The sequence below is a fragment of the Enterococcus hulanensis genome, assembly GCF_005405485.1.
GTDB lineage: Bacteria > Bacillota > Bacilli > Lactobacillales > Enterococcaceae > Enterococcus_A > Enterococcus_A hulanensis.
This window is the reverse complement of record NZ_BJED01000037.1, coordinates 1-22,884: the sequence shown is the minus strand read 5'-3', so window position 1 is coordinate 22,884 and position 22,884 is coordinate 1. Positions and strand designations below refer to the sequence as shown.

General features: G+C 40.9%; 23 protein-coding genes and 1 other RNA gene. 4 read left to right on the top strand and 20 right to left on the bottom strand.

The annotated features are described in order from the left end of the window. Positions 1-223: 223 nt before the first annotated feature. From FFR60_RS22470 to FFR60_RS22445, 6 genes are all read right to left on the bottom strand, one after another. On the bottom strand, positions 224-586 hold the full coding sequence (locus tag FFR60_RS22470; RefSeq protein WP_249355082.1) for a hypothetical protein: 363 nt from the start codon (positions 584-586) through the stop codon (positions 224-226). 86 nt (positions 587-672) lie between these two features. After that, positions 673-1,053: a CvfD/Ygs/GSP13 family RNA-binding post-transcriptional regulator gene (locus tag FFR60_RS22465; protein ID WP_137665911.1), complete on the bottom strand. Its 381-nt coding sequence runs from the start codon at positions 1,051-1,053 to the stop codon at positions 673-675. A 288-nt stretch (positions 1,054-1,341) separates the two neighbouring features. Next, on the bottom strand, positions 1,342-4,995 hold the full coding sequence (locus FFR60_RS22460) for an albumin-binding GA domain-containing protein (protein ID WP_137665910.1): 3,654 nt from the start codon (positions 4,993-4,995) through the stop codon (positions 1,342-1,344). Between the two features lie 172 nt (positions 4,996-5,167). Further along, on the bottom strand, positions 5,168-6,262 hold the full coding sequence (locus tag FFR60_RS22455) for a YdeJ family lipoprotein (protein WP_137665909.1): 1,095 nt from the start codon (positions 6,260-6,262) through the stop codon (positions 5,168-5,170). Between the two features lie 98 nt (positions 6,263-6,360). Continuing rightward, positions 6,361-7,359, bottom strand: coding sequence for a helix-turn-helix transcriptional regulator (locus tag FFR60_RS22450; RefSeq protein ID WP_137665908.1), 999 nt, complete (start codon positions 7,357-7,359; stop codon positions 6,361-6,363). After that, positions 7,334-7,942: a hypothetical protein gene (locus tag FFR60_RS22445; RefSeq protein ID WP_137665907.1), complete on the bottom strand. Its 609-nt coding sequence runs from the start codon at positions 7,940-7,942 to the stop codon at positions 7,334-7,336. Before FFR60_RS22445 ends, FFR60_RS22450 begins: the two co-directional genes overlap by 26 nt. Before the next feature lie 366 nt (positions 7,943-8,308). Here FFR60_RS22445 and FFR60_RS22440 point away from each other — a divergent pair, with 366 nt between their 5' ends. Further along, positions 8,309-9,475: a MalY/PatB family protein gene (locus FFR60_RS22440; RefSeq protein ID WP_137665906.1), complete on the top strand. Its 1,167-nt coding sequence runs from the start codon at positions 8,309-8,311 to the stop codon at positions 9,473-9,475. A 103-nt stretch (positions 9,476-9,578) separates the two neighbouring features. Here FFR60_RS22440 and FFR60_RS22435 read toward each other — a convergent pair whose 3' ends face one another. Then, positions 9,579-10,166 carry a peptidylprolyl isomerase gene (locus FFR60_RS22435; protein ID WP_088934583.1) on the bottom strand — a complete coding sequence of 196 codons (588 nt, stop codon included), beginning with the start codon at positions 10,164-10,166 and terminating at the stop codon, positions 9,579-9,581. Between the two features lie 130 nt (positions 10,167-10,296). On the opposite strand from FFR60_RS22435, the gene FFR60_RS22430 reads away from it, so the two are divergent. Beyond that, positions 10,297-11,280 carry an NAD(P)/FAD-dependent oxidoreductase gene (locus FFR60_RS22430; protein ID WP_137665905.1) on the top strand — a complete coding sequence of 328 codons (984 nt, stop codon included), beginning with the start codon at positions 10,297-10,299 and terminating at the stop codon, positions 11,278-11,280. 85 nt (positions 11,281-11,365) lie between these two features. Continuing rightward, entirely contained in the window at positions 11,366-11,875 is a 510-nt protein-coding gene (locus FFR60_RS22425) for a phosphatidylglycerophosphatase A family protein (protein WP_088934581.1), read from the top strand. Positions 11,876-11,893: 18 nt separating this feature from the next. Here FFR60_RS22425 and FFR60_RS22420 read toward each other — a convergent pair whose 3' ends face one another. The 4 genes from FFR60_RS22420 to FFR60_RS22405 are packed head-to-tail and all read right to left on the bottom strand — an operon-like array spanning position 11,894 to position 15,325. Next, the gene (locus tag FFR60_RS22420; RefSeq protein ID WP_137665912.1) at positions 11,894-12,529 is read right to left on the bottom strand and encodes a TIGR01906 family membrane protein; all 636 of its coding nucleotides are present in this window, start codon (positions 12,527-12,529) and stop codon (positions 11,894-11,896) included. After that, a complete protein-coding gene (locus FFR60_RS22415) occupies positions 12,519-13,289 on the bottom strand; it encodes a TIGR01457 family HAD-type hydrolase (protein WP_137665904.1) in 771 nt (256 codons plus the stop codon). Before FFR60_RS22415 ends, FFR60_RS22420 begins: the two co-directional genes overlap by 11 nt. Before the next feature lie 4 nt (positions 13,290-13,293). After that, on the bottom strand, positions 13,294-13,911 hold the full coding sequence (locus FFR60_RS22410; protein ID WP_137665903.1) for a YutD family protein: 618 nt from the start codon (positions 13,909-13,911) through the stop codon (positions 13,294-13,296). Positions 13,912-13,945: 34 nt separating this feature from the next. Next, positions 13,946-15,325 carry a bifunctional metallophosphatase/5'-nucleotidase gene (locus FFR60_RS22405; protein WP_088934578.1) on the bottom strand — a complete coding sequence of 460 codons (1,380 nt, stop codon included), beginning with the start codon at positions 15,323-15,325 and terminating at the stop codon, positions 13,946-13,948. Positions 15,326-15,421: 96 nt separating this feature from the next. On the opposite strand from FFR60_RS22405, the gene FFR60_RS22400 reads away from it, so the two are divergent. After that, positions 15,422-15,901, top strand: coding sequence for a methylated-DNA--[protein]-cysteine S-methyltransferase (locus FFR60_RS22400; protein WP_137665902.1), 480 nt, complete (start codon positions 15,422-15,424; stop codon positions 15,899-15,901). 45 nt (positions 15,902-15,946) lie between these two features. On the opposite strand, the gene FFR60_RS22395 is transcribed toward FFR60_RS22400, so the two are convergent. The 9 genes from FFR60_RS22395 to FFR60_RS22355 all read right to left on the bottom strand — a co-directional run. After that, entirely contained in the window at positions 15,947-16,444 is a 498-nt protein-coding gene (locus tag FFR60_RS22395; RefSeq protein WP_088934576.1) for an LURP-one-related/scramblase family protein, read from the bottom strand. Between the two features lie 11 nt (positions 16,445-16,455). Next, complete coding sequence (locus FFR60_RS22390) at positions 16,456-17,325, bottom strand: SPFH domain-containing protein (protein WP_137665901.1); 870 nt, start codon at positions 17,323-17,325, stop codon at positions 16,456-16,458. A 526-nt stretch (positions 17,326-17,851) separates the two neighbouring features. Further along, positions 17,852-17,935: signal recognition particle sRNA small type (gene ffs, locus FFR60_RS22385), an RNA gene on the bottom strand. Between the two features lie 26 nt (positions 17,936-17,961). Beyond that, the gene (gene tadA, locus FFR60_RS22380; protein ID WP_137665900.1) at positions 17,962-18,465 is read right to left on the bottom strand and encodes a tRNA adenosine(34) deaminase TadA; all 504 of its coding nucleotides are present in this window, start codon (positions 18,463-18,465) and stop codon (positions 17,962-17,964) included. Positions 18,466-18,552: 87 nt separating this feature from the next. After that, entirely contained in the window at positions 18,553-18,888 is a 336-nt protein-coding gene (locus tag FFR60_RS22375; protein ID WP_088934573.1) for a hypothetical protein, read from the bottom strand. Positions 18,889-19,052: 164 nt separating this feature from the next. Continuing rightward, on the bottom strand, positions 19,053-20,690 hold the full coding sequence (locus FFR60_RS22370) for an SWIM zinc finger family protein (protein WP_137665899.1): 1,638 nt from the start codon (positions 20,688-20,690) through the stop codon (positions 19,053-19,055). Positions 20,691-20,831: 141 nt separating this feature from the next. Further along, the gene (locus FFR60_RS22365) at positions 20,832-21,542 is read right to left on the bottom strand and encodes a zinc metallopeptidase (protein WP_137665898.1); all 711 of its coding nucleotides are present in this window, start codon (positions 21,540-21,542) and stop codon (positions 20,832-20,834) included. A gap of 196 nt (positions 21,543-21,738) precedes the next feature. Then, positions 21,739-22,062, bottom strand: coding sequence for a zinc ribbon domain-containing protein YjdM (locus tag FFR60_RS22360; RefSeq protein WP_088934570.1), 324 nt, complete (start codon positions 22,060-22,062; stop codon positions 21,739-21,741). A 185-nt stretch (positions 22,063-22,247) separates the two neighbouring features. Further along, positions 22,248-22,884, bottom strand: a 637-nt coding sequence (locus FFR60_RS22355) for a hypothetical protein (protein ID WP_171005014.1), incomplete at its 5' end; no start/stop codon positions are given.

The following is a 22,884-nucleotide window of genomic DNA, read 5'->3' as shown; positions in this document are numbered from 1 at the left end:
TTCAAAGGTCTACATGGTTTGTTGCTTTGTTTCAGCAACTTTTATATCTTAACAGGTTACTGAGTGATTGTCAACAACTTTTTTGAAGTTTTTTAAATTCCAAAAATCATTGTTCGGCTTTTGCTGTATCAGCAACGTTTACTAATTTACCACTTAATCTATCATCGGTCAACTATTTTCTCTAAAAAAAAGGAACTTATTTTCATAAGCTCCTTTTTAGTATTTATTCAAATAATGGTACACCTTCGATTTCGATCGTTCCAAGGATTTTTCTCACGCTGTCAGGACTTTCCCAAGCGAATCCTTCTGGTAGTTCTGTGGCAGTTTCACTGGCCATTTCAAACACATATAGCGGCAAACTGGCTCCGTGTGATTGCGTGTTGGTCAATTCAACTAAACGAATATCCTCAACATTAATATGTAGTGTTGCTTTTAAAAAATTCAAAAAACTAGCTAAAACGGTGTTTTCGGCTTTGGTATCAGTGCGGGCAAATTCTTTATCTTTTCCTTTTTCGTGAACTAAAAAACGTTTTGATCCATCTTCTAAATGCAACATGATTGTTCCAGATACTTGTTTCGTCACAATTTTCACCTCTGCAAAAGCTAATCATAAATCGCACTCATTGTATCACGTTTTCTGAAAAAAAGATATTCTTTGCATAAAACTGAGAATTAATTTTCAACACGTTCTTTCAATAGAAAGTCAATTGCTTCATCGGTCCACTCAGGCATGTTCTTCTCCAGCGAACGGAAGCCGATATTTTTGTTGCGATTCGTAAAGTAGCGTTTTCGATGATACGGTGCTTCTGCTGGCCGCTCAGCTAATGTGCGCAGCGATAAACTGATTTTCTTCGTGTATTCGTCGATGTCGATTACTTGGACCTTTACTGTTTGGCCAATTTCTAAAAAGCTGTGGATGTTCTTTGTGTAGCCGGACTGTACCTCAGATATATGGACTAACCCCTGTGTCTGGTCATCTAATGAGATGAATGCACCATAGGGCTGAATCCCGGTAACTCTTCCTTCAATAATATCTCCAATTTTATATCCCATTCATTTCCCTCTTTTCGCATGTTTCATTATACTGTATTAAGTATTCTAAGTCATCATGAATGACTAAGAGAGTAATGATGACTCTTCAGTTCCTGTGGTATCTTTCTAGGTATCACCAACTCCAACATTTCACTTTGTGGAAAATTGTCAGTACGAGAAACCATTCACACATCTATAATAAAACTTCTACTATATATTTAATGGTCGATGACGTCGTTGAAAAATGACGTAAAAATCTCAGACCTAAATTAGATCTGAGATTTTTTCTTTTGCACTTGATATTACTAATTATTTGTAGGCAATTAAGAATACCATGTAGACTGTTCCATCTTCTGCTACAAAGAATGAAACTCCAATATCTGTACCTTTATTGTGTTTCAAGATAGCATCATGACCTTCACTATTTTGCCACATATCTAACACTTTTTCTGCTAAGGTACCACCACTAGAATGACTATATACGTTACCCACTGAAGCAATACATTCTCCATTTAATGTATATGGATTTTTACTAGCTCCTCCAAAGATTTCATCAATTGCTGTAATAACTCCACTTCCGTTAGGTCGTGTATGGCTAAATGATTCCGCTAATTCTTTAGCTCGAAGATCTGCAGCTTCTTGAAGTTTATCATTGGTACTTAGACCTTTTAATCCACTTTCTTTACGGTAAGCATTTAATTCATCTAAGAATGTATTTGTATAATTTTGTTGCTCTTCTTTTGAATTTTGAATTGTTGGGATTTCATCATAAACTTTACCAGATGCTCCCATAAATTCCCGTACAGCTTCTAGAACTTCTTCAATGGTTGTTGCTTTATTGATTTTTACTAGATATGGTGCAGCTGCAATTCCTAAACCTTCAGCTCGAATTTGATCTGACCATTTGTCTTTGGTTTCTTGCAAGGTTAATTCTAGTTCTGGAGCATTTTCTTCATTCTTAGCTTTTGCTGTATTTAATGCTGTAGTTACTTGATCAACTGTTGTTGCTGCATTTACTTGACTAACAAATCCTTGTTTTTCAGATGATGATAGGTGTTCCAAAGCGTTGATTTCTTTAATTGCTACCTCTTTAGCTTCCGCTAGTTGTTTAGCATCTTCGTCTTTTTGATCATTTTCATCAGATACTTTTTGAGCATCCTCAACTGCTTTATTAACTTGATCAATTGTTGTTGCTGCATTTACTTTAGATTTGAATGAAGCTAATTGATCTTTAAGATTCATTGCATCTAATTTAGCCAAAGCTTCTTGCTTAGCTTTTTCTAATTTGGCAGCTTCTTCATTTTCTGTAACTTTATCTTTTGCTGCTTGAACGATTTGATCAATTTGGCTAGTTGTTGTCGCTGCATTGATTTGATTGATGAATGAAGTTTTTTCATCATTTGTTAAATTCAATCCATTTACAATCTTAATTGCTGCGTCTTTTGCTTTTTGAAGTTTTTCTGCATTTTGATCATCTTTATCATTAGAATCAGAAACCTTTTGCGCTTCACTGACTACATTAGTTACTTGATCAACTGTTGTTGCTGCATTTACTTGATCTACAAAATTTTGTTTTTGATCTTTAAGATTCATTGAATCTAATTTAGTTAATGCATCAGTTTTTGCTTGAGCTAATTCTTTAGCATCTTGATCTTTGGCATCGTTTTCATCAGAAACCTTTTGAGCTTCTTCTAAAATCCGATCAATCACTGAGGTAGATTGAGCATCATTTACTTGATCTACAAAGCTTTGTTTTTGATCTTTAAGATTTAATGTATCTAATTTTGCGAATGCAGATTCCTTTGCTTCTTGAAGTTCTTTAGCATCTTGTTCATCCGCATCATTTTGATCAGAAATTACTTGTGCTTCATTTACAATTGATTTTACTTCATCAACTGTTGTAGCTGCATTTACTTTAGATTTGAATGAATTCAATTGATCTTTAAGATTCATTTGTTCTAATTGAGTGATTGCTGCCGATTTAGCTTCTGCTAATTTTTTAGCTTCTTCTTCCTTAGCATCATTTTCGTCAGAAATCTTTTGTGCTTCACTTACAATTGATTTTACTTCATCAACCGTTGTTGCAGCTTCTACCTTAGATTTGAAATCTGATTTTTCATCATTGGTGATATTCATTGAATCGATAGAAGTTTTAGCATCTGTTTTAGTTTTTTCAAGTTGTTTAGCCGTTTCATTTTCAATTGATTTAGCTTTCGCAGTTTCTAAAACTGAATTTACTTGATCAATTGACGTTGCTGCATTTACTTGAGAGGTGAAATCTGCTTTTTCGTCATTGGTTAATGTTAATCCGCTGATTACTTGGATTGCAGATTCTTTAGCTTTTACTAATTCTTTAGCAGCTTGTTCTTCTTCATATTTAGCTTGCAGTTCAGCATTTTTGGCACTAGCTTCACTTACTACTGCTTGAATTTCACCTTTGCTTAATGCTGAATTAATTCGAGCAACATATCCATCAACCAATTCTTGAGTTAGGTAAGTGAATTGTTTTAATGAATTAATCGCATCTGAACGATCAACTTTTAATTCGATTGCTGCAATCTTTTGTTTTACTTCTTCAATTTGAGCTTTTAGATCGTCAACCACTTTTTGCTTTTCAACAACGATTTGTTCAAGTTCTGCAATTGATTGAGAAGCTAATCCCTCTTTTTGAGCTTGCAATTCAGCAATTTTGGCTTGTTCAGTTGAAGTATCACCAGCAGCATTTAATTCATTTTGCTTAGAAGTTACTTGATTCTCAATAGATGTTACTGCATTCTGTTTTTCATCAACAGCACTTTGCGCTTGAGCAACTTGTGCAGCAACATCACTGGCTGCATTCTGTGCTGTTTCTAAGGCTGCTTCCGCATTAGCAATCTGTGTTGGGTCACCAGTTTCTTTAATCGCTTCCAGTGCTGCTTGAGCGGCTGTCACTGCATCTTGTGCTTGTTGTTGAGTTGCTAAAATATTATTTAAATTGGCTTGAGCGTTCACCAATTCAGTATTCGCCGTAGATTGTTGATTTTCTAAATTAGTAATTTCAGATTGTAAAGTTGCTTTACTTGCTTCTTTTTGTGTAATAGCAGCTTGCAAATCACTAATTTGTTGGTCGATTGATTCTGCTGTTGGTTGATTTTTAGCATCTTCAAGATTTTGTTTAGCTGTTGCTAATTCCTGTTCAGCAACTTGTAATTTAGCTTCTAAATCAGCTAGTTGAGCTTTTAATTTTTCAAGTTCTGTCCGATTATCCTCTGGTTGTTCAGGAACAACTGGTGGTTTAGGTTTTTCTGGATTAGTAGGTTGACCAGGATTCGTTGGTTTTTCTGGTGTAGTTCCTGGGTTACTTGGTTTAGCTGGTGTTTCTTGATTAGGAGATCCTTGACCATTTTCTGTAATTGGTGCTTGCGGAATTGTTTGGCTTGGTTTTTCTGTAGCAACATTTTGATTATTTGACGCTGCATTTGCCGATTGTTTTTCTCCCGTAACTGGTACTTGTGGAGTATCACTAGCTTGACCAGCAACTGGTTGATCAGGATTATGCTTTTGTTCATCCTTAACAACTGAATCACCAATAACATTTCCTTGAGGATCAGTTACTGTTACATGGTTGCCATCCCAAGAAATTTTTGTTCCTACAGGTAAGGTATACTGTTCACCGTCTTTGAACCCATTGTCATACAATAACTGCATCGGGTCCTTAATATTAATGGCTAAACCAATATTATAAACGGTATCCCCCTCAATCATTGTAATGGATTTTTGTCCATCCTTGATTCTGCTAGCGATTTGTTCCACTGTATTTGGTGCCCACGCAGCTTCTACTGATACACTGTCAATTAACATTCCTCCAAATAATAAAGTACCAAACACCATACCTTTTACTAACCAACCATGTTTTCCTTTTACCATTTTTGCTCGATACTTTTTTTCTGAAGCAAGAATACTATTAAGAAAGCTTCTTTTCATTGAATTTACCCCCTGTTTTTTGATTAGAATCGTTCTAACTAATTAATTATATAAAATGACCTATTCATAAGATGAACACTTTTGCATTTTTGAAAAAAAAGAGGAAATTCAACATAAATTGTTGGATTTTTGATAAGGGAGTGCCGAGTTTAGATATTATTTTCAAAAATGATTATTTCAAACGAGTTAAGAAGGTCATTAATTGTTCTTCAGAGAAGTTTCCCAATGAAATTGTTTGTGCTTTATCCAAAATAGCCTGTGTAAATTCTCTACTATAACTAGCATCCATGTAGCGTTCATCTTGAAAATGTAATGGAATGTCATAAATTGTTACTGTGCCATCGCCGTTATCAGTATACGTAACACCACCCGCTGCAGTCGGTGTTGCTAAAATTGAAATAGCTGGTTTGGAGAAATTTACACTGTTCGGAATTGGTGCAATTGCTGAACCTGCTTCCAAATGTGTAATTGAATAATAAGCATCCGGATCAATAGCAGAACCATTTTCTCTATCAAATTTAGTAAACCAAACTCTTGCTGCTTGAACTTGTTGGTTAGAGTATCCTGCTACTATTCCAGTGTTCACTGCTTTTTCGGGTTGTTTACTCAAACTATTAGTCCCATTAACAATCTGAGCAAACCCATTTTTCAATTCTTTATTTTCGGTTTCCACAAAAGCCGCATAATAAGCTTCATGCTGACCATGTAATGTTGCTATTAAGACTTTAGGTTCACCATTGTATATAGCAAATAAATAGGTATGCTTCTCTAATTCATATGAACCGGGTTCAAGATCAGAATAAACAGCAACCACTTTATACCCAGAACCGGATTCACCATCTTTTGACCAACTAAAATCCGCGCGTTCATTATTGACTACAAATGGATAATCTCCAGATAAAATTTGATCTGGGACTTCAAAAAGATAATGTTTAATACTGTGACCTTCTTTATACTCATGATATTCTTGTCCCATAGTTGCTCCCCAACTTGACATAAACTGCTGCAATTGTTGGGCTTTTTCAGAATTCCAAAGAGTTTGACTCGTTTCTGACGAATTAACAACCTCCTTCGTTTCGCTTGAGGAACCTGATTCCTTTATCTCCCTGGATGGTGTACTTGATTTTCTTGTTTTTTTTCTAGTTACTTGGGATTGCTGCAGAACTTTTGAAACATTTTTCACCTCATCTTCTTGGCTACTTTGAGCATGACATCCAGTAAATAATACTAAACTGAATGCGAGCAACATCATTTGCTTCTTTTTCATTTATTTATCCTCCTAATACTTATTCCAATCAACTCATTATATAAAACAACCTATGCATTATATGATCACTTCGCTGGAAACAAAAAGAAGATAGCAGTTTAACTATCTTCTTGCGGAATGGTTTCATATCCATAATATTTCAATGTATCTCGCATATCCTGAATAACATACTCTTTCATATGCTTGGGAGAAATCACTTTCACCATATCGCCTTGGCTAAGCAGCCACATCTTTACTCCATAGCCGTCATTTGCATGTACTTCGATACGGTAGCTGTCATCTTCATTTTCCCTAATGATTTTTGAGTTTGGAAAACGATCCAATACATAAACAGGATCGTGATAAAAATCTATGATCATTGTAATGGGATTTCCTAAAAAGGGAAGGTGTGCTGTCTGATTTCTTAAGGCACCCGTTTCACACCTGTCTTTGTACAATGATTTCTTAGGGGAGGAAACAATTCTTAAATTGACCATGTTGTTGATTCGAAATTTATTCAAAGCAGAAAAGTCCGCATCGTCTTGTGCCGTATGAGAAGCCGACATCATAAAGAAATATAAGTCTGAAAATTGAAGAGCGTTCGGGGTACGCCTAAAGATTTGCGTCTCCCCACGTCTGGTATACTCAAACTCAATGGTTCGGTTATTTGAGATCGCATCACACATAAAATTGATTCTTTCCAATAGATCAACTTTTGAAACACCTTGATAATAGAGTTCTTCATTGGCAATGAATTGACGAATCCTTTTCTTATCTGTTGATAGTGTATGGAATTTATCAATTAGTTCAGTCATCTCTTTTCCGTTAAACGCTCGACTAGCAAATAGGACTTTTAGGATGGCAAGTAATTCATCATCACTTAAAACATTTTTTCTCAAGTGGTCAGATAATTGATAACCTCCCTTTCCTTCGCGTTTCAAGGTACCGAAATGAGAGGATGAATAATCATTTTCGTCTAAAACTTCTTCGATAATTCCGATATCTCTTTGAATCGTACTGCCTTGCTTTTGATATTCTTCCATCAAGTCTTTTTTCAGCAATGTCGTGCCACTCAGTAATTGAGTAAAGATTTTAAGAATTCTCTTTTGACCATTCATGATAGTTCTCCTTTGAATTACGGAATGATTGCAAAAACGGTTGAATCTGGGGTAAATTACTTAACCAAACAACGATGAAGCAAGAAATGATCTTATCGACAATCCCATCTGTGACCGCTCCCCAATAGGCGGCAACGATCGCTCTTCTACCAGATGCTTGAAGTGAAAAAACGAGAATGTCAGAAACGGATTTAGATAGGCCACCAAAGCCGCCATAAAGAATGACCCGGATAGGCGCGCTGACTAATGAGCCGATCAATACTAATAGAATGCCTGTAATAAAAGCTTTCTTGTATGAAAAACTTTTTCTAGCACATAAATTTGCAACAATCGCGATCGTGATGCTGACTAAGCCAAACGGTAAAGCCAGCGGTCCATGGATCACTCCCAACAATAGATTTGTGCATACCCCTGTAAGAATCCCGTCCCTCATTCGAAAATTCACAGCGATAAATATCGTTCCTATTGCATCGAGAAAAAGAAACGGAATATTGGTGACGGTGATGATAGAACCCAAGACGACATTGATACAAACCCCTATTGCACAAAAAATAAAAATTTTAATAGAATAATGTTGTTTCATATACCCAACTCCTCCTTAAATATCTAGTATACAAAATCAAGTGCGCGTATTATGACCACTTCATTCTATCAAGCGTATTTTGTGAAAGATATAGGTAGTAAAAAGAATCGTTATACTCATATTTAGCTGCCGGCTAAGGCCAGAATGGATTTTAGCTTGAATTCAAATCTTCGGTTTTTCCGCCAAAAGAACATTAGTTGATTTTTGCGGTATCTTTCTGGGTATCATTTATTAATTTTTTTATGCTAAAATGGCAGTTAAATTTGTTTTAGGCATTAGTAAAACACCTATTCTATCAATAATCAAAGTTTTTCATTATACTGTATTTATAACTAAAATTGAAGTTCGCAAGTAGGAGGAAGAAGAATGACAAATTTTGATCAACCAATCGAGCGTCTGGGCACTAACAGTGTGAAGTGGGACGCGATACTTCAGATGTACAATGAACAAGAGCTGCTGCCCTTGTGGATCGCTGATATGGATTTCAAAGCACCGGCAGGAGTTTTGCAGGCTTATCAGAAATTGCTGGATCACGGAGTATTGGGTTATGCGGATACGCCAGAGAGTCTGTATACGGCTATTATTGATTGGGAAAAGAAACACCATCAGCTAACTATCGAAAAAGAAGAGATTCTTTTCTTCTCGGGTGTGTTAGCTGGAATCGCCACGGCGGTCCAAGCATTTACGAAACCGAATGACACGATCTTGATCCATGATCCTGTCTACCCTCCGTTTGCAAATATTATTACTACTAATCATCGGAAATTGGTTCGCAGCCAATTGATCGAGGAAAACGGTCATTTTGTGATGGACTTTGGTGACATTGAGGAGAAATTCAAGCAGCACCAAGTAAAGGTCATGATTTTATGCAATCCTCACAATCCTGGCGGTCGGGTCTGGCTGAAGGAGGAATTGCAGCAGCTGGGTGAGCTTTGCCGCAAATACGGTGTGCTGGTCTTTAGTGATGAAATCCATCAGGATCTGGTCTTTTCGCCAAATGAAATGACTTCTTTCTTTGCTGCGGGTGAAGGGTTCAGTGATTTTAGTCTGCAATTCACTTCCATGACGAAGACCTTTAATCTGGCTGGGATCAAAAATTCGATCGTTTTTGCGAAAAATGAGAAATTGCGCAAACAATTGGAGCACAAGCAGACAGAAAACTTCCAGCAGGAGATTAATACCTTTGGTTTAGCTGGGATGGAAGCAGCTTATGAAACCGGCGAAGAATGGTTGGCCGAGTTATTGCCTTACGTTCAATCAAATATCGCTTATACGATGACTTTCTTCCAAGAACATTTGCCAAAGGTAAAAATCATGAAACCGGAAGCCACCTACTTATTATGGCTGGACTTTTCGGCGTATGGACTTGCTGATGAGGAGCTTGAGGAACGATTGGTTCATAAAGGCAAGGTTGTTTTGAATGCGGGGATTAGTTATGGCCCTAGCGGCAAACAGCATATGCGTTTGAATGTGGCTTGTCCGCAAGCGATTCTGGCTGAAGGATTAAAGCGGATCGCTGCTGCGTTAAACTAAAAAAAATTCGAAACGAATCAGATAAAAAGACACCCCAAACTCAAATTACGAGTTTGGGATGTCTTTTGTCTACAATCTGATACGGCCGCTTGACCGTATTTTTTTATTCTGAGATCTCGATTGATTCGATCACGATGTCATTGACTGGTTTGTCTTGTGGTCCGCGTTTTGCCGCACCGATGCTATCGACAACATCCATGCCTTCAACTACATGACCGAAAACAGTATGACGGAAGTCTAACCAAGGAGTTCCGCCTTGTTTGTAGGTTTCAACGATTTCGCCAGGAAATCCTGCTTCTTCTAACTGCGCCATCATGTTAGCTGGAACATTTTGATTGTTTACGATAAAGAATTGGCTGCCGTTCGTATTCGGACCAGCGTTCGCCATTGATAGAGCTCCACGCAGGTTGAACAGGTTGCGTGAAAATTCGTCTTCAAATTTTTCACCATAGATACTTTCGCCGCCCATCCCAGTACCGGTCGGGTCGCCGCCTTGAATCATGAAATCTGGAATAACGCGGTGGAAAATGACACCATCGTAATAGCCTTTCTTCGCTAATTCAACAAAGTTTTTAACGGTTTTAGGTGCTTCTTCAGGGAACAACTGAACTTTGATGTCGCCCATATTTGTTTTGATCGTAGCTTTTGGTCCTTTTTCTTCTGTTAAGTTTAATTGTGGAAATTGAGTCACTTCAACATCCTCCTTTATTTTTTACTGTGTTCATCATAACAAACTTTTCTGATTTTGCCACCTCCTCAAACCAAGCGTTTCTATCTCTCTCATTTATTTGTTACAATCGATGAAAAGAAAGGGTGTTGATATGGAAATTTTTGATATAACCATCGTAGGTGCGGGTCCTGTCGGCATGTTTGCGGCTTTTTACGCCGGTATCCGCCAAGCCAAAACAAAACTGATCGATAGTTTGCCGCAATTAGGCGGGCAGCTGACGACGCTTTATCCTGAGAAAAATATTTATGACATTCCCGGATTCCCCATCGTCAAAGCGGCGGATCTGGTTGGCAACTTAGAAAAGCAGCTGCGGACTTTTTCTCATACCTACTGTTTGGACGAAGAAGTTTTAGAATTAAAGCAGCACGAAGATTATCTTGAACTGGTAACTAATAAGGATAGCCATTACACGAAAGCAGTCATCCTAGCGATCGGCAATGGTTCGTTCCAGCCAAGACGTTTGATGCTTGATGAGGCTGAGCGCTTTGAAAATCATGGGATCGATTATTATATAAATGATTTGATGAAATATGCCGGTAAAAAGGTCGCCATCGCTGGCGGCGGCGACTCTGCCATTGATTGGGCCTTAATGCTGGAGCCGATCGCAGCAGAAGTATCAATTATCCATCGCCGCGATAATTTCCGCGGACATGAACACAGTGTCCAGAAATTGAAGGACTCCTCGGTGAATATTTACACGCCATACCTCTTGAAGGAGCTCCACGGTGAACAGAATTTAGAAGATCTGACTTTGCAAAAAGCGAAAAGTGATGAGACAATTACATTGAACGTGGATTACTTGATCGTCAACTACGGCTTTTCTTCCTCCTTGGATCATTTACGCTCTTGGGGCTTAGAAAGCACGCGGCAAGCAATCCTTGTTGAATCGGACATGCGCACATCGATTCCTGGTGTCTATGCCTGCGGAGATATCAGCACCTATGACGGCAAAGTAAAATTGATCGCGACCGGTATGGGAGAAGCTCCTACTGCTGTCAATAACGCGCTGCACTATATTAATCCGAAAAACCGCACGCAGCCCGGACACAGCACGAGCCTATTTCCACAAGTGTAGGCTAGCTGGATGGTCTACGGCGTAAGAGTCAGGTTCATTTTTTCAAACTTAGAAAAATATTCTACTAACACATAGGAGGTAAGACATGGTATTCGAAACAACCGCTCTTGAACAAAAGGCCCGCGAACTCTTAGAGGAACGCGGCGTTACGATCAAAGATATCGCCGATTTGGTCTTCTTTTTACAGAAGGATTATATCGACAAATTAGACATTGAATTATGTATCCACAGCGTCAATCGTGTGCTGACAAAACGCGAGGTTCATAATGCGATCATCACCGGTATCGAGCTGGACAAGCTGGCTGAGCAAAAGAAGCTGGACTATCCGTTGCAAAATATTCTGGAAGAAGACGAGGGGCTGTACGGGATCGACGAGATCATGGCGCTTTCTATCGTGAATGTTTATGGCTCGATCGGCTTTACGAATTACGGCTACATCGATAAAGTGAAGCCCGGTATCTTGAAAAAACTCAACGAACACGATGGTGTGCACGTTCATACCTTCTTAGATGACCTTGTAGGCGCGATCGCAGCGTCTGCTGCCAGCCGTTTAGCCCATGAGCATCCACGCAAGCTTGATTCCATCGTTAAATAAGAGCATTAAAAAAAGAGCTTAGCGCTCTTTTTTTAATGCTCTTTTGCCAAAGTAAATTGGTAAGAGATAAAAGATTTCTAGTAAAATGAAAAATAAAATAAAACAGTGTAAGAAAAACGTTTCGGGCAAGACATTGATGATCGGATCAGTAGCCGGATTGAAGATCCACGCATCATTGTTAAAGAAAACGCCGTGGAACATAATAAAGAACCGGTCAAAGTTCACCGCCATCAAAAAAGCGATCACGATCGGAACCGCCACCGCGATCCGAAACGGCTGAATCATCGTCCATAGTCTTTGCTGTTTGATCAAATGACGTACGTAGAAAAAGCTAGGTACGGTCGTTGCCAGCAGCAGACCATAGTTCAGCAGAAATAATTTCTTCACTTCATAAAAATGCAAGGCGCCGCTGGCCGAGACTGGAAAATCAGTCATTTTGAGACTTTCCACCCACGGCAAGTTCAAATAGCGCATCAATTGATCAAAATTATGCAGCAGCTCTTTACTGGAAAGCGTCGTATAGTCCAATAAGTCTAAATGCCCGATGTCAAACTGATACAGCCAGCGGGCATTGATCGTTAACGTGATCGCCAGCGTCAGCAAAGTCACCAGCAGGCACAGCAAGCCGATTTTCTCCAGCCATTTACTTTTCATCGAAGTGCCATTCATCTAAGGAGTCCACCAGATACGTCGGCGGCACAGGCAGCGTCGGTACATCTGCTTTTTGCGTAAAGCCTGATAAAACCAGCAGCGAGTCAATGTCATTATTGATGCCTGCCAAGATATCAGTCGTGTAATTATCCCCCACCATCAAGACATCGGATTTTTCCATCCCTAAGATTTCCACTGCTTTATCCATAATGATCGCTTCAGGCTTGCCAATATAGATCGCCTTTTGCTGCGTAGAAGCTTCCACCAGCGCGATCACTGAACCAGCCCCCGGCAGCAAGCCGCGTTCGGTTGGAATATTTTTATCTGGATTCGTCCCGATAAAGGTCGCGCCCTTTTGGATCGCTAATGTGGCGGTCACGAATTTTTCGTACGTCACATCGTTATCCAAGCCGACAACTACATAGTCCGGGTTTTCTTCTTCCCAAACGTAGCCGGCAGACAAGATAGGATCGATCAAACCGGGTTCGCCGATAACATAGACTTTTTTGCCCTTAGCGGCTTCATTCATGTAGTCGATCGTTGCCAAAGTGGCAGTGTAGACCGTTTCCGGACCGACATGAATCGAAAATTCATTGGCCAAGCGATTGGCGACTGTCTCTGGTGTTTTCGTTGTGTTATTCGTCAAAAACAAAAAGGGAATCTTGCGCGCCTGTAATTGCTCAACAAAGCGGCGGCCAGCCGGGATCGGTTCGCTGCCGCGATAAATCGTGCCATCTAAATCAATTAAATATCCTTTGTACATGCTCTTACTCTTCTCTTTGACGAATCACGAAGCGTTCGTCTTTTTCTTTCAGTTTGGTCGGCGTTTCCTTTTTAGGCTGCCGATTTTTGATGATTGGTTTTTTCTTTGGTTTGTCATTCACAGGAACTTTCTTTTCTTCAATGAATGCCTGCGGTTTGTCCTTGCGCTTGCGTTTACGCTTCTTGCGATTTTGCTGCCGCTTGCCGCCGGTTCGTTCCAGCACAAAATAAGCACAGCCGAAATTGCAATACTCATACAGGTAATCTTCTAACGCATCGATCCGCTGTTCCGGCAGACTTTTGCGATCGTCTTCGCGGAAAAAGCCCTTCAGCCGCAGCTGGTCGTAGCCCCAATCGCCAACGATATAATCATAACGTGTCAAGACCTCACTAAAGCGTTCACCTAAACGTTCGGCATCAAAGCCTTCACGATAATTTCTAACTAAGCGATATTGGCGTTCGCCAATCAAAAGATTACTGTCATCAACAAATACGACGGGTTCACCTTTTTTCTTTTCTTCAGCGGGCGTCTCAACGATTTCATCTAAGACCTCAGTCAGTTCTTCAGTGACTGTTTTTTCAGGATCAATCTTCTCTTTTTTGTCTCTTTTTTCTTTTGCCATCGTTTCACCACCTGTTTGCTATTATACCTTGTTTTTATTTGATTGGATAGTGAGTGTGGAGATAGTCTCCCAAAACACTGCGGATAAAATCCGGGAATAAAAATTCGTAGCGGCCTGCGATCTCGATCGTCGGAAAGAAGGGCACAAACATATAATGATCGACGGTTGCGATCGTATAGTCTAGTTCAGGATCAATCGGCTCGCCAAGCCAGCGAACTTGATGATTCACCCGGTCATACTCGATCCCGTCATAAACGAGATGACCAAAAACCTTTCCGCGAAAGCCCATACCCATTACAGGGAAATTGATTAGAAAATGGCGGTTCTTTTCCATTTCTAAAATCAAGCGAATCAAATTATTCCCATCTAATGTCACCTTGATCAAATGCATCGGATGCGGAAGCGCCGTATGAAGCTGATCTTGATTGACCGTTCCTGCGGGTATGTCGGTCAAAAAGAGACCCGAGTTTAAAACCGCGGCCTCTGTTCCAGCAGCCTCTTTGACCGCCGCCAGCGTGTAATCGATCATCGGATGCTCCGCTTGAAGGTCTGTGCTCAGGGCAAATGGCAGGTCCGCCACTTTTTTATCGGCTAGTAGTCGATGACCTTCTGTCAAATAGCCTTCGACCTCTTCGGTATCTTCCGGCAGCTCCAGCATCTTCTCTGTCGCAAACGTACGAGCAGAAGTTTTTAAAATGCGATGGTCCTCATCAACGGTCACATGCACTTCGCCGACGTAATAGCCATATTTCCCAGCGGCAGCCAGCTGAACGTTTCCGATGGTTTCACCATGCTCAAACAAATGATGGGTGTGAGAGCCTAAGATCACATCGATCGCCGGTACTTCCCGCGCAATGCGCCGATCCACACTGATCCCAAGATGACTCATCAGCACCAGTACATCAACCTTGGGACGCATTTCGGCGACCAGCTTGGGTAAAATGTCCATCACCTGACGAATGTCCCAGCCATTGGGGCTGTAAGTCAGCGGAAAAGGCGCGGTAAACGCCAGCAGACCGACTTTCGTTCCTTGATCGGTCGTGATGATTTTAGCTTGCTGGGCCCATTTAGGCGGCTGCAGTGTTTGCTTATCAAAAAGGTTGTCTAAAATAAGATCAAAATTCGCTTGATCGTATAAATGATTTAACTCCGCTTTGGAATTTCCGACCCCTTCATTATTCCCGATCGTTGCCGCATCGTATTGGATCTGATTCATCAACGCGACATTGGCTTGACCGTTCGTCGCTTCCGTCAACGGATGCCAGCGATCGACAAAATCACCGAGATCGACGGTGATGATCTTTTTTTCTGCTGTCTCCTCTTGTTTACGGTTCAATAGAAAACGGCGAATCTTCGGCCAATTTTCTAAATGGGAATGGAGATCATTCGTATGTAAAAGAATAATTTTTTCCATTATTCTACCTCTTTTCAACTCTTCTTGTTCCATCTATAGTACCATACAGCTTAATAAGGCCGAACGAATTCGTTCGCTAAAAAAGCAGGTGAAAGTATGAAATTTGAATCTATTCTCGGCACGCTTTGGCTGAATGCCGATCAGACTGCCTTGACCCAAGTATCTTATACGCCAATCGAGGAAAATCCTTTAGCCAATCAGGAAATCCTCCAGACCGCAAAAAAACAGCTATTAGAATTTTTAGCTGGTGATCGCAAAGCGTTCGATGTTCCGTATATTTTTGCCGTTGGAACGGATTTTCAGCAGGAGGTTTGGCAGGCGCTGACAGAAATTCCTTATGGCGAGACATGGAGCTATCTGGATGTAGCACAAAAGCTCCAGCGGCCAAAAGCCGTTCGTGCTATCGGTCAGGCAAACCGCAACAATCCATTGCCGATCATTGTTCCCTGCCATCGTGTCATTGGCAAAAACGGAAAATTAGTCGGCTACTCCGGCTCCAGCGATGCTGGTTTAAAAATCAAGGAACAGCTGCTGGTAATCGAAAATCCCCTGTTACAAGAAATCACCCTTTTCTAAATACAAAACCACCGTTGCTGAATTTCTTCAACAACGGTGGTTTTTTTAACTTGATGAAGACGATGCGGAGTCTGCTTCATCTTGTTTGACACAATCAATCGCGATCACTAAAGAAATGATCAATTCTTCCAACGCTTCATTCAAAATCGTAATCTCATAGGTATCGCCCCATGAGATCCAGCGTTTATTGATCTCGGCAACCTTGCGTCCTTTTTGCGAAACCTCAAAATCCATATCCCACCAATTTCCATCAACGGTCACATCTTCGGCAGAGATCGAATACTTCGCCTTAAAGAAACTCAGCTGTTTGGAAATCTCAATCGCCTCTTGTCCATTGATTTCAACAAAAAATTTCGGCAAAAGACTGATGACCTTTTTCGTGATCCGGCTGACCTCATGCCCGTGCTCATCCTCGATGCGAAACGTCTTGGGAATCTTCATGAAGCTGCCGGTAACAAAATAACGGGGCTTTTGATCTTCATCTGTCACCGTAAACTTTTCGCCAATGCTAAAAACCTTTTGCTTAATATACAGTTTCTTCATCGCCGTTCCTCCTATTTTTCCGATAGATCGCCAGTATTGATCACCGGCTGTGTCCCTTTATCCGTAATGATCGAAACCAGCAGATTATTGATCAATTGAACTTTGCGGTCATCGGTAAAATGAATGTCCTGTCCATTTTCAATTTGTTCAAGGGCCATCTGAGTCATCGTCACCGCACCTTCGACGATCGTTTGCCGTGCAGAAAGAATCGCTTTGGCCTGCTGCCGCTGCAGCATGGCATTAGCAATCTCAGTCGCATAAGCCAAGTGATTCAAGCGGGTCTCGATCACTTCCACGCCAGCCATCGCCAACCGCTCCTGTAATTCGGTCGCTAATTCTTCCGACACCTCGGTAGTATTGCCCCGCAGCGTCAGGTCATCGTCATTGAAGGTATCGTAAGGATATTGAGTCGCAATATGGCGGATCGCCGTCTCGCTTTGAATCTCGACAAAATCCAAATAATAATCAACATCAAACAATGCTTTGGCCGTATCCACTACCCGAAACACCACGACCGCCGATATTTCCACCGGATTCCCATCCGAGTCATTCACCTTCAACAGCGAGCTGTTAAAATTTCGCACCTTCAGTGAAACTGGAATTTTTCTAGTCAAAGGTGTCGTGATGAATAATCCATTCGTCTTGATCGTGCCAAGATATTTTCCGAAGAATAAAACAGCCTTTGCCCTGTTGGGACCCACGATCGTCAACGAGCTGAAAAATAAAGCTGCAATAAGCCATAAAACAATTCCTAAAAACATCAGTCCAAAATTACTTGAATTACTCCCCGTAAAAATCGACCAAAAGCCAATGCCGACCATCACAACTAATCCGACTAAACCTAAATAGCCATTAATATGAAACGCCTGTCTCTCCTTCATCGCTGCACCCCCAAAATTTAATAACTTCAGTGTACGCTTATTTTGAAAGAGCTTCAATGAATTAACATTCCGCAAAAAAACAATAAGAAAGGCTTCGCGAACTCGCTCAGCTTTTGAGCAATAAGACCAAAATATTTCTAAATTGCTTCTCAAATTTCGAAATATTTTTGCTTATTGCCGATAAAGCTAGTTCGTGAAGCCAGACATGGATATACCCGCTACAAAGCGATTTATTCATATGAAAATTTTATACTTCCTTTAATGATTCGGGTGTCAAAAGTAAGAATTAGGATGCTTGCTTTATCTAATCCCATTTTTTAATGCCTAAACACTAATTTGTGGTGACCCTTACTTAAATCCATTGTAAAATTAGCGATCTGTTCCCATTATTTTAGCGAACAAAAAACCTTTTCCTTCAAAACAGGCTTTTGACACCCGAATCTTTAATGTTAAAAAAACAGGGCCTAAGCCCCGTTCACTAATTTATTCAAATAAAAAAAGCAAGCCTCAAGCCTGCTGTTAAGTCATCTATCAGACACATGCCGGATCCTACTTAGTGCTGCTTCCTTCCAGACCTGACACAATTCACAGGCCCGGCATTGTCCTGCCTTTCGGCAAAAAATAGTATAACAAACTCTACTCGTTTTGGCTAGTCTTTTTTTTCCGCGCACGGATTTCTCGGAAAAAATTAGTCAGCAGCAGCCCACATTCCTCTTCCATAATACCGCCCTCGACATACGCTCGGTGGTTAAAGCGTTCATCCGTTAATAAATTCATCAAGGTGCCGGCCGTTCCGCCCTTCGGATCATAAGCACCAAAATAAACCTCTTCGACACGCGATAAGATCATACCGCCGCTGCACATCGGACACGGCTCCAACGTAACAAACAGCTGACATTCCTCTAAGCGCCAACTGTCCAAATGCTGGCAGGCCTCGCGAATAGCAAACATTTCAGCATGACTGGTCGCGTCCTGACTATGTTCTCGCAGATTATGCCCGCGCCCGATAATTTCGCCGTGATAAACCACGATTGCACCGATCGGGACCTCGGCAAGCGCCTCGGCTTTCTTCGCTTCAGCAAGCGCCTCCTGCATAAAAAAGTGTTTCTCTTCTTCTGTTAACTGGCTCTGACGTTCCATTTCTTTCCTCACTAGCTCTATTTCTAATCAACTTACTTTAGCATAACTTTTTCAACAAAAAAAGATGCGCCATCGCTGGCACATCGATTACATTACTTTATCTACAAAATCCATCAAACGGTCCTTCAAATCCTCGGTCGTATCTTTGATGGAATCACCATAGACCGAGACGCGCTTTTTTCCGCTTTTAATCTTGTCTAAAATACTCATGATATTGTCTAAATCCTCATCCGATAGTTTATCAACGATCGCGAGCAATGTTTCGCTGCCGTCAAACTTATCACTGACAAAGCGTTTCACTTTGCAGCGGTTTGATACATGACGGGCTTTTTCAATCAGTTTTCCAGAAGCTACGACTGCTGTTGCTGTACTCGCCGCAACAATCACGCCTACTCCGATTTTGACTTTGGTCGATCTTTTCATAATATCAGCTCCTTATTCGTATTAATGAGCTAATTTCTCTCACGAAAAATTAGACTGCCATCCTTAATTCCATGATACCACACACTTAAAATTATCAGTAATAAGAACCCCTAAAAAAATGAAAGCGCAATCTTTACGGATAAATGAAGCGGGGTCCATTTTAGCTAAACATATTCAAGCTCCTCCAATAAGGCAGGTCGTCTTGGATAAGTCGCCCGCAACTCTTGGACAAATTCTGCCAGGACCTTTTTCCCATCAGGAATTTTTTTCATATCTTGCATTAAATGAACGATGCTGCGGTATTTTTTACGACTAGACGATTCATACAGCATAGAACGAATCTCTTTCTTGTATTTCTCCAACAAACGTTCAGGATAGCGATCCTTCAAAAGAGGCAGATAAGATTGCGTTTTATAAAGCAAATAAGACTTTTCAACTTCTGCCATCAGCAGATCATAGCGCTGCTCTTCAACATAAAGATCATCCAACTCCACTTCGCCCGCAAGCTGCTTAAAAATTTTATCTCGGATCGGCCGCCATTCATCTGCCGGATAAAGCTGCTTCAGCTCGATAAAAATCTCCAAACTGCCTGGATCATCTTCATAAATCAAACGATAAAGCTGCTTCACATAGGCTTCTTTGTCCCCTAATTGCAAATACAGATCTTTTAACTGATTACTGTACTCACCGACTACCCCGCGATATTCTTTATCCAAAACAATACTTTCCTTTAAGACTTCAATCGCTCTAGAAACGTTTTGCTGGTCGATACAACGTTGGATATACTTTTGACGAATCTCACTGTTGTCCCACATACTCCGATAAAAAGCCTCGATTTCTTCCTCAGGTTTTCCCAGCTGGTCTAATAGCTCAGCCTTCATTGTCCCCCAAAAAGCCAGCGAATAGTCTCTGGTAAAATCATCTACCTTATCCACCTCTTCAAGCATTTCCTCAACCCGACGCAGCTTTTGTTCCGCAAAATCAAACTCTTGGAACTCTTCTGCGATGACTTGTTGGATTATTTCTAATAGAAAATCATGCTCCAGCTCATCCAATTGACGCGAAAACCAAGCGAACATCTTCTGTTTCATATCGGAATCAACCAGTGACAAAATCTGCTGCCAAATCTCATAGCATTCATTTCCTAAAAAGCCGATTTCCCCATTCGAATCATCAATCTCCACTTCACCAATCGTTTGAAAAACAGTGTTCGTTAATTCGAAGGCCTCGTGATACCGCTCTTTTTCAATCAGCTGCTGAGCCACAGTATCCAAAAGCTCGGATAAATCAGAAGCAAACCCAAAAGCACGATCATAATTAATAAACCCGGAATAGTCTGTATACCGATCAACGATCTGATTCACTTGAAGATACGGATCAATCTCCCCATCAGTACCACTTTTCTGAGACTTACCCATGAAACGCTGTGCCAAACCTTGATCCTTCTGCAGGATTTCAAGCAGAAACGCTCGCAAGGTTACTTCATCGGTTGCCGCAACAGATTTTTCCAGCTCGGATTTTGAAAAGGCGGGGGCCACTTGTTTCGCTCCATCCTCCCAAGCAAAACAGACTGCCGCCATATGCTTGCAGGTATTTAACTCAGCCGCATAAGGACATTCACAGTACAACCCTAAGTTATCCTCTTCATTAAAATCCAGCTCAACCTCATAATCCTCACTACCGGTTACGATCGCTGATATGACCCCATCTTCCTCAATCAATTCAGATACATGACCCATCTGATAATAGTTCAACCCTCGCTCTAGGATGCGCGGTTCAAATAAACTTTGCCAATCCACCATTGGACTGCCTCCTCTTCATCAACTTTTTTGCCTGATTTTCTAACAAAAAGCTTTTTCCAATTCCATTATAAAAGAAAAGACTGCAGACAGCATCTCCTTTAGAGACTTTGTCTACAGTCTGAACCGGCATATCGCCAGTAATTAATCTCGACTTCGATTGCCAAACAGCAGGACCAACCGCAGCAATTGCAGGAAAGTCGCCAGCGCTGCCGCTACATAAGTCAACGCAGCCGCAAACAGCACTTTTCGAGCCGCCGCCAGTTCATCTTCTTCCAGCATATTTCCCTCACGCAGAATACTTAACGCCCGTCGTGACGCATCAAATTCCACCGGCAAAGTCACCAGCTGAAAAATCAACGCTAATGAAAAGGCTAAGATTCCGATATTGATCAAGGTTTGGTTCCAGCTCATAATGACACCCAGCATGATCAAGGGAAATGAAAGAGTCGAACCGATATTGGCAACCGGTACGATCGCCGCCCGCATCCGTAACGGGATATAATTTTTAGCATCTTGGACGGCATGCCCGCATTCATGGGCCGCTACACCAATCGCCGCTACCGAAGTTGATTGCGCAGTCGCTTCGGATAAGCTCAACATCTTATTTCCGCTATTGTAATTATCCGTTAGATCTCCAGCGATCTGCTGAACGCCGACATCATTGATCCCTTGGCTGCGTAAAATATATTCCGCCGCTTGAGTTCCCGTCACGCCTTTACTGCTGCGGAACTCATCATATTTACGAAAGGTCGAATTAACATAAGCAGACGCAAGTCCAGAGATAACCAGACCAGCAATCACTAATAAAAACGTGGGATCTAGAAAATTGTAAAACAGTCCATTCCCATACATATACATTCTCCTTTTTTGCTGTACTTGTTTTTCAAGCAGAGATACCTCTAACCAGACATTGTCTGTTCAAGACAGCCTTAAAAAAGTCAGTGTGGTATCAATCAAAGTTATTGCTTGAAATAAACAGCTTCCTAACCTTAGTTTAGCACGAAAGGCGTGAATTTTTTATGAAAACAACTCTAAGAATCCTTCTAGCTTATAACTTCTTTACAAATTCGGATTTTAATTTCATTGGACCAAAGCCATCGACCTTGCAATCGATATTATGATCCCCTTCGACTAAGCGAATGTTTTTGACTTTTGTTCCTTGTTTGATGGCGCCTGACGCACCTTTAACTTTTAAATCCTTGATCACGGTAACACTGTCGCCTTCTTGAAGCTGGTTGCCGTTACTATCTTTGACCACCAATCCTTCTTCGACCTCATCGCTTTCAGACCACTCATGACCACACTCAGGGCAAACAAACAAGCCGCGATCCTCATAAGTATATTCTGATTGACACATTGGACAATTTGGCATAATCTTCCTCCACTAAAATTATTTTCTAAACTCTAAGTTTAGCGGAAACGCCGTGACTTGAAAAGTCTTTCTCAAAGAAAACATCCGCTATCGAAGCCTTCTGATTAATATTAGAATCTCTAAAACCTAATTTTCTCCATACTAAAGAAGCCTGATTGTCTATTTTTTTCAATCACGCGGAGCGTCTATTTTTTCTTTCTCTTCTTTCTACCCAATATTTTGTTTTTCTGTCTTTCGAGCCAGCGTTCCTCGCGCGCTTCTTCTATTTTTTCAGTCGTTTTGCCATAGTGCAGGTAGGCGGGGTCTGTCTTTTTAGGGGTTGCAGAGGGTTTCTTTGCATTCGGTTTTTGCTTCGAGGCGGCAGTTGCAGGTGTTGGCGTTACGTTGGTTTTGTTGTGTGGTGTCGCGGCTTGCTTTGTTAATAATTTACTTTCATTGGCAGATTTATTGGTTTTCTTTGATGAAGCTCCAGTTTTCGTATCATTAGAAGCCGTTTCATTCGATGATTCTTGAGCAGACTCCTCCATACGAGTATCATAAGCGGTTGTGATGATTTTTCCTGAGCCTTCGTAATTGATAAATTTGACGAATTTGCGGACACCGTTTGTTTCGAAAATCGTTAAAGTCGTCAAGATTTGTAAAAGCTTCGTGACCACAGGTGCAGCTTTGTTAGGATCAACTTCACGAATTGTCAATTTGTGGCGTTTACCGTTCATATCTCCAAAGAAGGACTCCACAATATAAACATGATTTTCCTGACGAATATCCAGCGTGCCTTCTTTTACTAAATATTCCTTATACCCACGAGCCTCTTTGGTGCAA